General features: G+C 67.5%; 11 protein-coding genes and 1 pseudogene. 4 read left to right on the top strand and 8 right to left on the bottom strand.

Annotated elements, in window-relative coordinates; translation table 11 throughout:
* The first annotated feature begins 101 nt into the window (after positions 1–101).
* Both IB223_RS09950 and IB223_RS09945 read left to right on the top strand, forming a co-directional pair.
* Positions 102–1,676, top strand: a complete 1,575-nt coding sequence (locus IB223_RS09950; protein WP_192201516.1) for a right-handed parallel beta-helix repeat-containing protein — start codon at positions 102–104, stop codon at positions 1,674–1,676.
* A gap of 234 nt (positions 1,677–1,910) precedes the next feature.
* Positions 1,911–3,308 (top strand): TIGR03013 family XrtA/PEP-CTERM system glycosyltransferase, encoded by a 1,398-nt coding sequence (locus IB223_RS09945; protein ID WP_192201515.1) that lies wholly within the window; start codon positions 1,911–1,913, stop codon positions 3,306–3,308.
* Positions 3,309–3,333: 25 nt separating this feature from the next.
* Here the strand turns inward: IB223_RS09945 and IB223_RS09940 are convergent, their stop codons facing one another.
* On the bottom strand, positions 3,334–4,251 hold the full coding sequence (locus tag IB223_RS09940; RefSeq protein ID WP_192201514.1) for a glycosyltransferase: 918 nt from the start codon (positions 4,249–4,251) through the stop codon (positions 3,334–3,336).
* Between IB223_RS09940 and IB223_RS09935 the strand changes: the two genes are divergently transcribed.
* Entirely contained in the window at positions 4,238–5,269 is a 1,032-nt protein-coding gene (locus IB223_RS09935) for a polysaccharide deacetylase family protein (RefSeq protein ID WP_192201513.1), read from the top strand. The two genes, IB223_RS09940 and IB223_RS09935, sit on opposite strands and share 14 nt — an antisense overlap.
* Positions 5,270–5,299: 30 nt before the next feature.
* Here IB223_RS09935 and IB223_RS09930 read toward each other — a convergent pair whose 3' ends face one another.
* The 4 genes from IB223_RS09930 to IB223_RS09915 are packed head-to-tail and all read right to left on the bottom strand — an operon-like array spanning position 5,300 to position 9,114.
* A complete protein-coding gene (locus IB223_RS09930) occupies positions 5,300–6,355 on the bottom strand; it encodes a hypothetical protein (protein WP_192201512.1) in 1,056 nt (351 codons plus the stop codon).
* 3 nt (positions 6,356–6,358) lie between these two features.
* On the bottom strand, positions 6,359–7,339 hold the full coding sequence (gene nadE / locus IB223_RS09925) for an NAD(+) synthase (protein WP_192201511.1): 981 nt from the start codon (positions 7,337–7,339) through the stop codon (positions 6,359–6,361).
* A complete protein-coding gene (locus tag IB223_RS09920; RefSeq protein ID WP_192201510.1) occupies positions 7,336–8,844 on the bottom strand; it encodes an AMP-binding protein in 1,509 nt (502 codons plus the stop codon). Before IB223_RS09920 ends, nadE begins: the two co-directional genes overlap by 4 nt.
* A 21-nt stretch (positions 8,845–8,865) precedes the next feature.
* Positions 8,866–9,114, bottom strand: coding sequence for an acyl carrier protein (locus tag IB223_RS09915; protein ID WP_142124353.1), 249 nt, complete (start codon positions 9,112–9,114; stop codon positions 8,866–8,868).
* 142 nt (positions 9,115–9,256) lie between these two features.
* On the opposite strand from IB223_RS09915, the gene IB223_RS09910 reads away from it, so the two are divergent.
* On the top strand, positions 9,257–10,471 hold the full coding sequence (locus tag IB223_RS09910) for a PQQ-dependent sugar dehydrogenase (protein WP_192201509.1): 1,215 nt from the start codon (positions 9,257–9,259) through the stop codon (positions 10,469–10,471).
* Between the two features lie 10 nt (positions 10,472–10,481).
* Here the strand turns inward: IB223_RS09910 and IB223_RS09905 are convergent, their stop codons facing one another.
* The 3 genes and pseudogenes from IB223_RS09905 to IB223_RS09895 form a co-directional block, all read right to left on the bottom strand.
* Complete coding sequence (locus IB223_RS09905) at positions 10,482–11,426, bottom strand: class I SAM-dependent methyltransferase (protein WP_192201508.1); 945 nt, start codon at positions 11,424–11,426, stop codon at positions 10,482–10,484.
* Positions 11,427–11,460: 34 nt separating this feature from the next.
* Positions 11,461–13,374, bottom strand: a pseudogene (asnB, locus tag IB223_RS09900) (asparagine synthase (glutamine-hydrolyzing)).
* Positions 13,375–13,470: 96 nt separating this feature from the next.
* Positions 13,471–14,658, bottom strand: coding sequence for a glycosyltransferase (locus IB223_RS09895; protein ID WP_192201507.1), 1,188 nt, complete (start codon positions 14,656–14,658; stop codon positions 13,471–13,473).
* Between the last annotated feature and the right edge of the window lie 66 nt (positions 14,659–14,724).

Here is a 14,724-nt window from a genome sequence, read left to right as displayed (position 1 = left end):
GCTTAATGAAGGCCCGGATTAGCAGGCTGTTCACGCCCGCGTCGGGACAATGATCGGGCAGGGGAAACAACAGAACGCGAGCAATCGCGGGAGTCCATTTGATGCATTTCTCAAAACCCTTGCTTGGGCTGGGGCTGCTGGCGGCTGTCCCCTTGAGCGCGGCTGCCGCGACTTACAACGTCGGCCCGGGGCGCACCTATACGCAGCTCACGACCCTCTTCAGCAGCGTCAATCTGGCGCCTGGCGACATCGTCGAAGTGGACGGCAATGCGACCTACGCCGGCAATATCGTGGTGGGCAGCGATGACAGCGGTACCGAAGCCAGCCCGGTGACGATCAGGTGGCGCCGTGTCGCCGGGGCAACCCGGCCGGTGCTTTCGGGGGGCACCCATACCATCAAGTTCGAGCAGTCGAACCACGTCGTGCTGGAAGGCTTCGAGGTGACCGGCGGAACGAGCTCCTGCATTTTCAGCGAAGCCCACAACGCCACGGTACGCGATGCCTACGTGCATGACTGTCCCTCGCACGGCATCCTGGGCGCCGACCAGAACTCCGGTTCGTTCACGCTCGAATACAGCGAGATCGCCCGCTCGGGTCAGGGTGACCGCCGGCACGCGATCTACATGCAGTCCGACGAAGTGGCCTATCCGGACACCGTCTTCAGGATGCGCTACAACTACGTGCACAGCGCCACGGGTGGCGTCCTGGTGCGCGTACGCCATCAGCGTGCCGAAATCCACTACAACTGGATCGAGGGTTCGGACCTGCACGAAGTCGAGCTGATCGGACCCGACTGCGAAACGCAGAAGTCCGGCTGGACGGCGGATCTCCGGCGCGAAGACGCCGAGCTCGTCGGCAACGTCATCATCCATCGTTCGACGAGTCGTTCGGGCAATGCGCTGCGCATTGGCGGCGATCTCAACGGACGCAACCAGGGGCGCACGCGCCTGGTGAACAACACCATCCTGATGGACCGCTCCGGCACGGCGAACGCCGTGCTGGTCCAGTTGGGACAGGGCTCGCTGGAGATGCACAACAATGTGATCTATCAGCCGGCAGCGGGCAGTGCGCCCAGCATCGTCCGCGAGAATCCGGCCAGCAACGTCGACACGCCGTACTGTGGGCCGCAGAGCAGGGAGCCCTGGTCGGATGGCCGCAAGGTCGCCGGCTCCAACAACTGGGTGCAGACGGCGGCGGCGATGGTGCCGACGGAATGGACGGGCACGCTGCGCGGCAACGACCCGATGTTCGTCGATCTGGCGCAGCGCAACCTTCGTCCGCGCGCGGGCAGTCCCCTGTTGAACGCGGGCAACAATACGCCCGTGACGCCAACCGCTTTCCCGTTCCCGTCGCCGCAGCTGCTGCCGGCCTTCGATCCGCCATTGCGGACCAAACTCGCGATGGGCGATGCGCACGCCCGTCTTCTGCTGGAGAACCGCATCGACGTGGGGGCGTTCGAACAGTTCGACATCGACCAGGTCTCCGACCCGATCCGGGTGAATGGGTCGCAACCGTTGATCCCCTCACGCGCGTCCGGAGCGGCGGCACAGCCGGTGACCGCGTCCCAACCGGCCATTGCCACCCCTGCGCCGGCCACGCTGCCGGCGGTCCGCGAGCGGCCGCGCTGGCGGCAGGCGCCCGCTGCACGTTACCGAAGGGGCGTTGTCCGCCGCTGACGCGCGGCCGTTTTCCCCTGTTGCGACCAGAGGCCGCCCTTCGGGGCGGCCTTTTTTCGTTCCCGTGTCCGGCACTGGCGGAAAGTCACGTTCGAGGAGGTGTGTCGGAAGTAAGAAGACGTACCGGCGCCAGAGCGATGGTTTTCCCGGGAAGGGATGGCCGCGTGGCGACGGAATGAAACGTATCGCGGTACGGGCCGAGGGTGCTGGCCGGTACGGCAGCAGGGGGCGTCGATGAAGGCAGCGCACAAGAGCCGCAAGGACCGGGTGATCCGGTTCCTGTGGTTGGGGGAAGTGGTCGTACTGTTCGCAGCCGTGATGGCGGCGGCGTGGATCCGCTTCCACACGGATCCGGAATACCAGGTGATGTTCCTGGAACAGACACCGTGGCGCGCGGCACTGGTGGCCTTGGCCATCACCGGCTCCATGACCGCCTTCGGCCTTTACCAGACCCACGTCCGGCACTCGCGCATGGACTTCGTCCTGCGTCTGGCGCTTTCGTTCGCGTTTGGCGGCATCGCGCTCGTTGTCCTGTATTACCTGGTGCCTCCTGCGTATCTCGGTCGCGGCGTGCTGGCCATCTCGCTGGGCATCGGGGTGGTCGGCATCGTGCTGGTCCGCATCGGGTGGGTGCGGGTGTTCCATTCGGACGTCCTCAAGCAGCGCGTCCTGATTCTCGGTGCAGGTCGCAACGCGGACCTGATCAATTCCTGCATGCGGCGCCGCTCGGACCGTCGCACGTTCTCGGTCGTGGGATTCGTGCCGGTGCCGGGCCAGCCCGTGCTGGTGCGCGAGGACATGCTGGTCCACATGGGGGATGAAGGCCTGCATGCCCTGACCGAACGCCTGCTGATCGACGAGTTGGTCATCGCGCCCGATGAACGTCGTGGCGGGCTACCCATGGAGCAGATGCTCCAGTGCGTACAGCAGGGGATATCTGTGGTCGACCTGTCCAGCTTCTTCGAACGCGAAGCGGGCATGGTGCAGCTCAACGCGGTGGACCCGTCCTGGCTGGTGTTCTCGGGGGGCTTCGACTACTCCACGCCACGTCGCCTCAGCAAGCGCTTCTTCGACCTGCTGGCGGCGGGCGCGCTGTTGCTGGTCAGCTGGCCGCTGATGGTCCTGGTGGGCCTTGCTGTCTGGCTCGAATCGGGCGGGCCTGTCTTCTACAGCCAGACTCGCGTGGGCGAGCGTGGGCGGCATTTCACGCTGACCAAGTTCCGCAGCATGCGGGTGGATGCCGAGAAGGGCGGTGTCGCGATCTGGGCCAGCAAGGATGACGACCGCAGCACGCGGGTGGGACGCTTCATCCGCAAGACGCGCCTGGACGAACTGCCGCAGCTCATCGCGGTGCTGCGCGGCGACATGAGCTTCGTGGGGCCGCGACCGGAGCGTCCGCATTTCGTCGACATGCTCAACGATGAGGTGCGTTATTACGGCGTGCGGCACAGCGTCAAGCCCGGTCTGACCGGGTGGGCGCAGCTGCGCTACCCCTACGGTGCGTCAGTGCGCGATGCGGAAGAGAAACTCAAGTTCGATCTGTTCTACGTCAAGAACCATGGTCTGGTGTTCGACGTGATGATCCTGCTGCAGACCGTAGAGGTCGTGCTGTTCGGCCGCGGCGCGCGCTGAGCGGCCGCGCATGCGGAAGGGAAATTCAGCCGGCCGGGAGCAGGCCGCGCAGGAAGCGCTTCAAGCCGAACGGCAACAGGGCCAGGATTTCGCGACGCTGTCCCCTGTCCCGCGAGAGCCGCCAGGCGCGGCTGGCCAGCCTGGCGCCCGCAACCCAGCGACGGCGTATCAGCATGCCGCGCGCATTGCGCAGATAGGTGCCGGCAAGCGCGGCGTCCAGTTCGCCGTCGTCAAGCGTGCCGCGGGCACCAGCGACAGCGGCTTCGACCACGCGGACATAGTCGTCGTACGTGCTGCTCGCCGCCGAAAGGCCATCATGGCCCCGCATCGCGCGCACCAGTGCCCGTTCGACGACACCGATCGGCCAGTGACGTGCGACCCTCAGGTGGAATTCGAGATCCTCGGCAGTGCGCAATGCCTCATCGAACCCGCCCAGCTGGTCCACCACCTGCCGGCGGACCATGACCGACGCGGGAATCAATGCCGGGTTGTGCAACAGCCACCGCAGCGCCCAGCCATCCTCGCGGATCACCTCGCGGCGGTGGAAGACGTCGATGTGCCGGTAATCGCCATCGATGCGCTCGACGTCGCAGACGACCATGCCGAAGTCCGGCCTGGATTCGAGGAAGGCGACCTGCAGTGCCGTCTTTTCCGGCAACCACTCGTCGTCGCTGTCGAGCAAGGCGAGATAGCGTCCACGGGCGAGGCGGAGGCCATGGTTGCGTGCGGCCGATACGCCTGCGTTGGATTGCCACACGTGCTTCACGCGTTCGCCGTAGCGCGCCTCCAGCATGTCGGCCGTGCCATCGGTGGAGCCGTCGTCCACCACGATGATCTCGTCGACGCGGCGGGTCTGCGCCAGCACGGAATCGATGGCGCGCGGCAACAGGTCCCGACGGTTGTACGTCGGTATAATCACTGAAACTTCGATGTCGGGCGCCATGCTGAAGGACGTCTCCAAGAAGCTGTTGTACACGAGCGGATTGCTCGGCCTCTATCACCGGCTGCGCAACGCCGACAGCCTGACGGTGGTGATGTTCCATCGTACCTTGAGTCCGGACGATCCGCGCTGGGCGACCTGCGATCCCGACTACACGCTGGCCACGCGCTGGCTTGAACAGTCGCTGGCGTTCTTCCGCCGCCACTACAGCGTGGTATCGCTGGAGCAGGTGCTGGCGTCGCGCAGGACAGGCGCGCCCCTGCCGCCAAGATCCCTGTTGATCACCTTCGACGACGGCTGGGCCGACAATGCCCACTACGCGCTTCCCGCGTTGAAGCGGGCGGGCTTGCCGGCGCTGCTGTTCGTGGTGGCGGACGCGGTGGGAACCCGGCAGCCTTTCTTCCAGGAACGCCTCATCGGCGCCTGGCGACGCGGAGCGCTGGGTGTGCGCGAACTGGCGGCTGCGTTGCCGGCTGGCGAGGCGCCAGGGGCCGAGGTCGATGAGACCATCGGTGCCCTGCGCGAAGTGATCGCGCGTCTCGAAGCATTGGAGGCGGATGTCCGCGTGCGCGTACTGGAGCCTTTCATGGCGCGGCTCGATGATGGGCACCGCCACATGGTCACTGTCGAGGAACTGCATCAGCTTGAAGCCGGGGGTGTTGCCCTGGGCCTGCATGGCAAGACCCATACACCGATGAGGCTTGCGGCTGATCTGGATGCGGAACTTGCCGGCGCACGTACAGCGCTCGCCCAGCATCTGGGGCAGACGCATGCCAGTGCGGAGTCGATGTCGTTTCCCCATGGATCGTTCGATGCCGCCATCGCGCAGCGGGCGCGGGAAGCCGGTTACGAATTGCTGTTCACCAGCGTGCCGGTACTGAATCCCACGACGCCGGGCGTCGGCTGGCTGCTGGGCCGGACCGGCTTCGAAACCGACGCGGTGGTCGATGCCAGGGGACGGTTCCGCGAAGACTGGCTGGCCCTGTACCTGTTCCGTCGACAGGCGCGCCGCCTGGCCTGATGCTGTCGGGCACGGGTGCCGCCGCGCGCGCTATTCGTCTTCGTCCGCCGAGGTCAGGAACAGCGATGCGGCGGCTGCAGGTTCGTCTGACGAACTCCAGCGCGTGAACACCGGTCTCCGTCCGCGCTCGACGAAATGCAGCGCCTGCCATCCCGCGCGTTGCGCGTCCGAGGTGCACATCTCCACCGAGACAGCCGCGCAGCCCAGCGTACGCGCGGCACGAAGCAGCTCGCCCACGTGCATGGCCGCCATGCCGTTGGCGCCGTCGAGAGACCAGAAGTCGCGCACATGCAGCGTACCCTCGATGCGCTGCACGGCGAACCAGGCCTGCAGGGCACGGTCGCGTGCGCGCTTCACCAGCAGATAGCGGGTGGTCGCCAGCGGAGATTCGTCGAAGCGCCAGCGCAGATGGCCGACATCGCGTACCGCCATGACATCGTCACCCTTGTGGGAGTCCGCCCACACGGCATCGATGCGGGCGTCGGCCTGGTCCGTCCATGCCGAGCGCAACGCCGGGCCGCGCAGGCGCGACCATGCATCGCGAAGCGCGACCAATCTGTCGGCCACCCAGCCTGCGGGCGACGCGAGCCAGCCTGGCAGGCGGCTGCGAAGATAGTGGGCGTGGCGCAGCACGCGTGCGTAGCGCACCAGATGCGCGGACTGGGCATACCCGATCCGCTTGAACACCGGAGCGGCCTTGGGATTCGGGAAGCCGTAGAGAACATCGAGCGCCTCACCCGCAGCCGCGATCAATCCCTGCTGCAGCATCAGTGCGGGCCCCAGTGAACGATGCTGGGGCAGCACGGCGAGGTCCACGAGCACGCCCCCGCGCAGTTCCCGCCCCTGCCACACGAGGCGGCGCCTGCCTGCGGATGCCGTGCCCACGTGCGTCTGCGTCGGGACATCGAGCAGCAACTGCAACAGTGGCTCGCCATGCGGGCAGCGCAGGTAGAACCACTCGTACTTCGCGGTCATCCGGGCATCCTGGCCCAGGTTGCCACGCCACAACGACAGCACCGTCTCCCGGTCGCGCGCCGGATGGCCGGCTCCCACGAGGTACTGCGGCGGGGTGGGCATGGCGTTCATCGCTCAGTCCAGTTCGGGAACGTCGCCGGCCAACACCGGCGCCATGTGCAGATACTTCGTGGTGCGGCGCTTGTTGCGGACGTCGTCGTAGACGGCCTGCGCGTGCGCCGGCGTGATGCCCAGGGCGATGGCGAGCTCGCTGGCGGGGCGGCCATGGTTGAGCGCCCAGATGGCGAGATCCATCTGCTGGTAGGGCAGGGCGAAGTAGAACTCGTCCTGGCCCTGGCTCAGGCTGTAGGTGTCGGTGGTCGGGATCGCGGCGCAGACGCGCTCCGGCAGGCCGAGGTGGCGTGCCATGCCGTAGACCTGCGACTTGTACAGGTGCGCGATCGGCTTGACGTCGGCCGAGCCGTCGCCGTTCTTGACGAAGAAGCCCTGGTCGTACTCCACCCGGTTCGGCGTGCCGACGACGCCGTAGTTCAGGCGGTCGGCATGGAAGTACTCCAACGTCTTGCGGATGCGCTGCTTGAAGTTGGTGGCGGCGACGATCGTCAGGTAGTCGGCCAGCGCGAGATCGCGCTCGTGCATGGCGCCATCCGGCGACTGCGCGATCAGGCGGAAGCGGTTGATGCGGCCTTCGGTGCCGCCGTCGATGACGATCTTGAACTTCCAGCCCTCGCCGTACTCGGGCAGGGTGTTGCGCACGGCTTCGTCGCGGGCGCGGTAGCAGCCGATCGCCGCCAGCGCAGGGGCGATGTCCACGGTCTCGGTCCGCACGCCGAGGTGCTCGGCGAGGATGCGCGCGCGCGCGGCGCTGTCGTCGGAGGAATCCTGTTCGGGCAGGATCAGCGTGAACACGCGGTCGGGCCCCAACGCGCGCACCGCGAGCGCGGCGCTGACCGAGCTGTCGATGCCGCCGGAGATCGCGACCACCAGGCCGCGCCGGTGCAGTTGGCGCGCCGTGATCTCGCGCAGGCGCGCCGCGATACGGTCGGCTTCGCTCTGGTAGTCGATGTCGAGGACATGGTGATCGAGCTGGCTCATGGTGTCGTGGTCTGCTCCGTCAGTTGGACGCGTCTTACCTTGCCGGATGCAGTCCGCGGCAGGGCTTCGACGAAGGTGATGTGTCGGGGAATCTTGTAGGCCGGCAGGCGTGCACGGCAGTGTGCCTTGATGCGGTCTTCCGCACGGGGAATGCATTCGTCCGCCACCACGAAGGCCTTGATGACCTGGCCCAGCGTGTCGTCGTCGATACCGACCACCGCCACTTCGCGGATGCCGGCAAGTTCTGCGATGACTTCTTCCACGTCGTTGGGGTGCACGCGGTGGGCACCGGTCTTGATCATGTCGCTGCGTCGGCCCTGCAGGAACAGATAGCCGTCGGCGTCGACATGGCCGAGATCACCGGTATGCAGCCAGCCATCGCGCAGGACTGCCCCGGTGCCGGCGGGATGGTTCCAGTAGCCCTGCATGATGCCGGGCCCACGCACGCAGACTTCGCCTGCTTCGCCCGTCGAGGCGGGGCTGCCGTCCTCGCGCAGGATGCGCCACTGCGTATCCTGCACCGGGATGCCGACCGAGCCGCGCTTGTCGTCAAGCCGTTCCGGCGGGAGCCAGCTGATCCGCGACGTGGCTTCGGTCTGGCCATACATCAGGAACAGGCGCGCATCCGGAAGCACGGCGCGGACACGGTCGGTCACGACGGGCGCCATCGCGCCTCCGGCCTGCGTCAGGTAACGCAGCGAAGACAGGTCGTGGCTGCGGCGCTCCAGCATGTCCATCAGCAACACGTAGGTGGACGGAACGCCGGAGAAGCCGGTCGCGCGGTGGCGCTGCAGCGCGTCGAGCACCTGGATCGGGAAGACCATGCCCGGGCCAAGCACGATGCACGCACCGCTGGCCAGGTGGGTATGCAGCACCGATGCGCCATAGGCGTAGTAGAACGGCAGCACGCTGACGATCACGTCGTCGCGCGTCAGCTCCAGGTAAGCGATGACGGCATCGGTGTTGGCGGCGAGATTGCCATGGCTCAGCATCACGCCCTTGGGCTCACCTGTCGTGCCCGAGGTGTAGAGCAGTTGTGCCAGCGTGTCGTCGGCAGCGTCCTGCGGCCAGTCGTCGTCGCCCTCACCACGTGGCAGGTCGTCGTCCGGGGACAGCGCGATCGCGCGTGGCGTGGGGGCGGTGTCGTCCCATTGCGCCAGCGTCTGCTCCATGTCGCGATGGCCACTCTCATGCACCACGAAGCGTGCACCGCAGTGGCGCAGCCAGGGCATGAAGTCGCGCGAGCGTGCCTGCGCATTCAGGGGCGCGGCGATGCCGCCGGCCAGCCAGATGCCATACAGCGCCACGGCGGCTTCGATCCTGTTCGGAAGCACCAGCGCCACGCGTTCGCCGGCCTGCAGGCCGGCCTCGCGCAGGTGATGCGCGAAGCCAGACGCTTGCGACCAGAAGCTACCGTAGTCGATCGTGCGCTCGCCCTCCACCATCGCGGTGCGTTGCGGCGTGGTACGTGCGATCCGCGCGAGTCGGGTGGCGAGGCGCTCCATGGCGACGGCGTACGCGACGGGTCAGCCGGCCAGCTTGCGCGAGACGAACGCGTCGACGGTCTGGATGGAATCGAAGTTGGCGGGTGTCATCTCTTCCGCCGCGATCTGCAGCTTGAACGCGTCCTCCAGGAAGAACACCAGCTCGTGGATCCCCGTCGAGTCGATGATGCCGCCCTGGATCAGCGAATCCTGATCGCCCACGGCGGAAGGGTCATCCGAGAAGAGAAAGTTCTGCAGGATGAAAGTTTTGATCTGCTGCTTCTGCGGCATGGTTTCCCCAACGTTTCTTGTTCCGTTGCTGCTCACATGAACGGCGGTTCCGCGTATCACCGGCCATCGGGATGGGGGGGCTGGCCCCCGATCCGCCGGTGCTACCATCGCCGCCCAGTATCCGCGCCGACAGGAGTCCACGATGCGTTTCTCCCTGTGTCTGCTGATCGTGGCGCTGGCGGCGTGTCGCCAGGCCGATCCCGTCGCCGCGCCGGCGGTGCCGCCCCGCTCGGTGCTGGATCCGGCGCCTACGGCCTACGCGTCGGAGAGGCAGGATTTCGTGGTGTCGGAACAGGTCGTCGGCCTCGATCATCCGTGGTCGCTCGCCTTCCTGCCCGGCGGCGGCATGCTGGTCACCGAACGGGCGGGGCGACTGCGCAGGATCGCCGCCGACGGCAGCGTGTCGGCACCCCTTACCGGGTTGCCCGAGATCTTCGTCGACGGACAGGCCGGTCTGCTGGACGTCGCACTGTCACCCGGTTACCCGCAGGACGGTTGGGTCTACCTGGCATTCGCCGAGCCCAATTTCCGCGGCAACAAGGCGGGGACTGCGGTCGTGCGCGGCAAGCTGCAGGGTGATGCGCTGGTCGAGTCGACCGTCGTGTACCGGCAGGAGCCCAAGCTCTCGCACGGCACCCATGTCGGCGCACGGCTGGTGTTCGACGATCAGGGCAATCTGTTCGTCACCCAGGGCGACAATCGCGTCGGTGCGGCCACGGCGCAGGAGCTGGACAAGCTCTCGGGCAAGATCGCGCGCATCCATCCCGATGGCACGGTGCCGGCCGACAATCCCTTCGTGTCGCGCGCAGGTGCCCGTGGCGAGATCTGGTCGTACGGGCATCGCAACGTGCAGGGTGCAGCCCTGCATCCCGTGACGCGCCAGTTGTGGGCCACCGAACATGGGCCCATGGGCGGCGATGAACTCAATCTGCCCAAAGCCGGCCTCAACTACGGCTGGCCCGTGATCACGCACGGGATCGACTACAGCGGCCGGCCCGTACCGGGTTCGCAGGGCAAGGCGGCGCCCGGCATGGAGCAGCCCCACCATGTCTGGGCGAAGTCCCCCGGTCTCAGCGGCATGGCGTTCTACACCGGCGACGCGTTGCCGGGCTGGAAGGGCAACCTGTTCCTGGGCGCGCTGGCGGACAAGGCGCTGATACGCCTGGAACTGGAGGGCGACCGCGTGGTGCACGAAGAACGCCTGCTGACCGAACGCAACCAGCGGATCCGCGATGTGCGGCAGGGGCCGGATGGCGCGCTGTACGTGCTGGTGGATGCGCCGGCACCCGACGGCAAGCTGCTGCGTATCGCTCCTGCGCCCGCAACACCCGCACCGGCACAGGCTGCGTCGCAGTAGCGCGCGAGGGTCAGCCGGCCGCGCTCGCAGCCGGCTTGCGCGCGATGAAATCCACGCTGGTGATGCACAGCTGCTCGGCCGGGACGTGGGCGAACTGCGGGTGCACGGGCGTGCCGGCGAGCTGGCGCATGCGTTCGGGCCGCGTCGTGGACGTGTCCAGGTCGATGTCGAATCCATGCCGGCGCGCGCCTTCCACGAACCAGTGCGCGCGCAGGCGGTTCTGGTAGAGAAAGGCGTTGTTCCAGCGCTGCCACTGGTTGTCGGAATACTTCAGGTAGTGCAGCTGGTGGATGCTGCGGTCCACGTAGGCGTAATGGTCGCCGCAATTCACCGAATGGAACATCAGGCCGCGCGGCGACAGGATCCGCATGGATTCGGCATACATCGCATCGATCACATCCGGCGGCACGTGTTCGAGCACGCTGTTGGAGAACACCACATCGACATCGCCGTCCGGAAGCGCGGTGCGGGTGGCATCCGCCGGCGAGCGGTAATGGATCACGCCGCCACTGGCGGCGTCGAGGTCGGCACCCGCGCGCAGGCGGTCGAGCAGCTGCCGATGGCGCTGTTCGACGTCGGCGAGCGGAACTCCGGCGGCGGTGGCGATGCGGTCGAGGAAACGGCCGAGCACGTCCGCACAGCGCAACGTCAGGTCCATGCGCAGGTGCGGATTGAGATCGTACGTGGTCACGCGTGCGGCACCTGCCAGATAGCAGGCGAACGGGAACGTCGGGTACCACCCGGTACCGATCTCGAAGCAGCGGACGCCGGGCAGCACGACGCCGGCGCCGCGCAGGTGGCCGATCATGATTTCCCAGTCGTCCACCTTGGTCGCGAGTTCACCGTCGAAATCGCGCAGGCCGCCGAAGCGGCGCTGCAGGTGGAAGTGCAGCCCGTGCCCACCGGGCAGCGCGCCGAGAATTTTCTGGATGGTGCCCTTGACCCGCCAATCCATGCCTTGCTCCCCTCGAGATGTCCGAGTGTGCGTCCTACGCGACCGCGCCGGAAGGTTGTGTCGTCGGGAGGGGCGACAAGCGCGCCTCGACGGTCTGCCGGTGCACCAGCATCGTGGAAAGGATGCCCACGAATGCCTGGTTGTCGGCGAAGCCCGTCGCCCGTCCAAGCCGGCACTTCTCCACCAGCCGCGATACCGGCGCGGGGTCGAAATAGCCGGCATCGCGGATCGCATCGGGCGACAGCAGGTCGGCGACGTAGTCCAGCGGCTTGCCGTCGAAGAAGAAGCTCTGGCTGTCCGGTGCGCGGTACGGCTGCTTGGTCCGCTGCACGATATCCGGCGGCAGCAGTTCCGCCAGGGCGCGCCGCAGCAGGTACTTTTCCGTCATGCCGCGGATCTTGAAGCTGGGCGGCAGGCGGTTGGCGAACTCGATGACGCGATGGTCGAGGTACGGGAAACGGCCCTCGATCGAGTTCGCCATCGCCACCCGGTCGCCCTGCGAGGACAACAGGTAGCCGGCCAGCAGCGACTTGGCTTCCACGTACTGGTCGCGCGCGAGATCGCTCCATCGCGCGATGTCCGGCGGCAGCGTGTGCTCGTACGCCTCCAGCGGGTCCCAGTGCGCGGCCGTGGTCCGCAGGTCCGGCGACAGGAAGGCGAAGGCGCGCTGCGAGGTGGTCCAGCGCGGCACGTGCGCGAAGATCGGCCGGTGGAGGTGCTCCATGCCCTGGCCGAAGAACGATTGCGCGAACGCGGGGCTGCTCACCGGCGAGTTCTGCAGGTAGCCGTACAGCTTCTCCAGCAGGCGCGGTCGCAGGCGCGAGCCGGGCTGGCGCGCCCAGAAGCGTCGCACCTTGGCTTCCTTGAACAGGTCGTAGCCGCCGAACACTTCGTCGGCGCCTTCGCCGGTCAGCACGACCTTGTAGCCGTGCTGGCGCACACTGCCGGCCAGCAGCATCAGCGGGACGGGCCCGGTGCGCAGCACGGGTGTTTCCGTGTGGCGGATCAGGCGCGGAAACGCATTGCCGATGTCGCGGCGCGTGCACATCAGCGTGGTGTGGTCGGTGCCCAGGTGCCGCACCATCGCCTGCTGGTGCGCGCTTTCGTCGAACTCGCCATCCTCGAACGCCACCGAGAACGTGCGTACCGGCGTGTCGGTGAAGCCGCGGATCAGGGCGACGATGCCGGAGGAGTCGAGGCCGCCGCTGAGGTAGGCGCCCACCGGAACGTCGGCACGCAGCTGCAGGCGCACCGCATCGACCAGCAGTTCGCGCAGCTCCGCCGTGGCCTGCTCCAGCGTGAGCGGGTACCGTGAAGGCGATGTCGCGTCCGCGTCGGGGAACGTCCAGTCCCAATAGCGGCGCAGGTGCTGGCGCCCGTCGCGCTCCACCGTCAGCACATGCCCCGGTGGCAGGCTCTGCACGCCCTGGTAGAGCGTCTCCGGATCCACCGGCGCCCAGTAGGTCAGCGTCTGCAGCAACGCCTGCGGCTCGAGGTGCGCGCACTCCGGCAGTACCGCCAGCAGCGATTTCACTTCGGAGGCGAACCACAGACGACCGCGCTGGCGGGTGTAGTACAGCGGACGGATGCCGGCCCGATCGCGCGCCAGCACCAGGCGCTGGCGTTCGCTGTCCTACAGGGCGATGGCGAACTGGCCGTTGAGATGATGGACGAAGTCCTCGCCGTAGCGGTCGTACAGGTGCACGATCACCTCGGTGTCGGACTGCGTGTAGAACACGTGGCCCTTGTCCTCCAGCATCCTGCGCAGTTCGACAAAGTTGAATATCTCCCCGTTGAACACCGTCCACACGGTGTGGCGCGGATTGTGGATGGGCTGGTCGCCGGTGGACAGGTCGATGATCGACAGACGCGCATGTGCCAGTCCGATACTCGGCGCAGCGTGGAAACCGAAGCCGTCCGGGCCGCGGTGCGCCAGTGGCTGGATCATCCGCTCCAGCCAGGGCCGCGCCTCCGTCGAGACGACGCTGGGACCCATGAAACCCGCGATTCCGCACATGTGTTGCTTCCCCTGTCCGTGTTCTTGTCAGGCCTGGCCGGTGGCGTAGTACGACCGGCCGGCATGCGTTTCGGCGAGCGCTTCCCCGCAGGCATCCAGGGTTTCCCGGGCGACCTGCTCCCAATCCCGGGAGAAGCGCCGCGCGAGTGCGGCTTCGTCCCAGTTCCGTTCCAGTGCCTGCGCCAGTGCGGCCGCCAGCGCGTCCGCATCGCGGGCCGGGACCAGCATGCCGTTGGCCGCATCCACGACTTCCGGGATGCCGCCGACAAGGGTCGCCACCACGGGCCTGCCGCATGCCAGGGCTTCGACCAGCACGTTCGGATGACCTTCCGAATAGCTGGGCAGCGTGACGACATCGGCAGCGACCATCCAGCGCGCCACGTCGGCGGGTGCCTGTGCACCGGCGAGTTGCAGCGGCAACGAGGGATCGGCAGCGAGCGCCGCGTCCAGCTCGGCCCGCAGCGGACCTTCACCCACCAGCACCACACGGGCGCGCGGCCGCTGCGCTGCCAGGCGGCGCGACGCCTGCAGCAGTTCGCGCAGGCCCTTCTCGGCGACGAGACGGCCCACGTAAAGCACCACCTCGGCATCCTCCGCCACGCCGAGCGCGCGCCGCACGGCGCTGCGGTCGCCGGGGTGGAACAGACTGGCATCGCAGCCATTCGGAATCGCGCGGATGCGATGGGGTTCGGCACGGTAGCCGTCGACCGCAACGCGTCCCAGGTCTTCGCTGACCACCAACAGCCGGCGCGCCGCGCGGACCACGGGTCGGGTCAGGCGGCGGCTGATGGCATCCCGCACGCGCAGATCGGAGCCGCGCGCACCCGCGACGAAGGGGACGCCGGCCGCGCGTGCAGCCCGCATCGCGCCGTAGCCGTCCGGGTACAGCCAGTAGGCCAGCACCACGTCAGGCGCGAAGGCGCGCAGCGGCGCGGCAAGCGCCTGTGCACACAGATGGCCATTGAAAGGGCGGCTGATCGCCGGCAACGCGGGATAGCGCACATGGTCCACGTCGCAGCCGGGCGCGACCTGCGCATCTTCCACGGGGCGATACAGGTAGCTGCGCGGCCGTGCCCAGCGGGGATACGAAGCGACCGGGCTGATCACCTTCACCTCGGCGAGCCGCGACAGCTCGCGCACGGTCTGGTAGACGGGGCGGCCGCGGTTGGGTTCGCCGGCGATCGGGAACTGGGAGGTGACGATCAGGATACGCATGCAGGAGTCGTGGAGGAGAGGCGGCCATGCTGTCCGCAGCACGGTGTGGTTGGCGTTATCAGAACC

This window comes from Pseudoxanthomonas sp. PXM03 (assembly GCF_014852005.1).
Lineage (GTDB): Bacteria > Pseudomonadota > Gammaproteobacteria > Xanthomonadales > Xanthomonadaceae > Pseudoxanthomonas_A.
Note: the sequence above shows the minus strand (reverse complement) of the source record. Positions and strands in the feature narration are given on the sequence as shown.

What these genes read in the sequence shown, in the direction of transcription:
- IB223_RS09950 (WP_192201516.1), top strand. Translation starts at nt 102, where the DNA reads ATGCATTTCTCAAAACCCTTGCTTGGGCTGGGGCTGCTGGCGGCTGTC.
- IB223_RS09945 (WP_192201515.1), top strand. Translation starts at nt 1,911, where the DNA reads ATGAAGGCAGCGCACAAGAGCCGCAAGGACCGGGTGATCCGGTTCCTG.
- IB223_RS09935 (WP_192201513.1), top strand. Translation starts at nt 4,238, where the DNA reads ATGTCGGGCGCCATGCTGAAGGACGTCTCCAAGAAGCTGTTGTACACG.
- IB223_RS09940 (WP_192201514.1), bottom strand. Translation starts at nt 4,251, where the DNA reads ATGGCGCCCGACATCGAAGTTTCAGTGATTATACCGACGTACAACCGT.
- IB223_RS09930 (WP_192201512.1), bottom strand. Translation starts at nt 6,355, where the DNA reads ATGAACGCCATGCCCACCCCGCCGCAGTACCTCGTGGGAGCCGGCCAT.
- nadE (WP_192201511.1), bottom strand. Translation starts at nt 7,339, where the DNA reads ATGAGCCAGCTCGATCACCATGTCCTCGACATCGACTACCAGAGCGAA.
- IB223_RS09920 (WP_192201510.1), bottom strand. Translation starts at nt 8,844, where the DNA reads ATGGAGCGCCTCGCCACCCGACTCGCGCGGATCGCACGTACCACGCCG.
- IB223_RS09915 (WP_142124353.1), bottom strand. Translation starts at nt 9,114, where the DNA reads ATGCCGCAGAAGCAGCAGATCAAAACTTTCATCCTGCAGAACTTTCTC.
- IB223_RS09910 (WP_192201509.1), top strand. Translation starts at nt 9,257, where the DNA reads ATGCGTTTCTCCCTGTGTCTGCTGATCGTGGCGCTGGCGGCGTGTCGC.
- IB223_RS09905 (WP_192201508.1), bottom strand. Translation starts at nt 11,426, where the DNA reads ATGGATTGGCGGGTCAAGGGCACCATCCAGAAAATTCTCGGCGCGCTG.
- IB223_RS09895 (WP_192201507.1), bottom strand. Translation starts at nt 14,658, where the DNA reads ATGCGTATCCTGATCGTCACCTCCCAGTTCCCGATCGCCGGCGAACCC.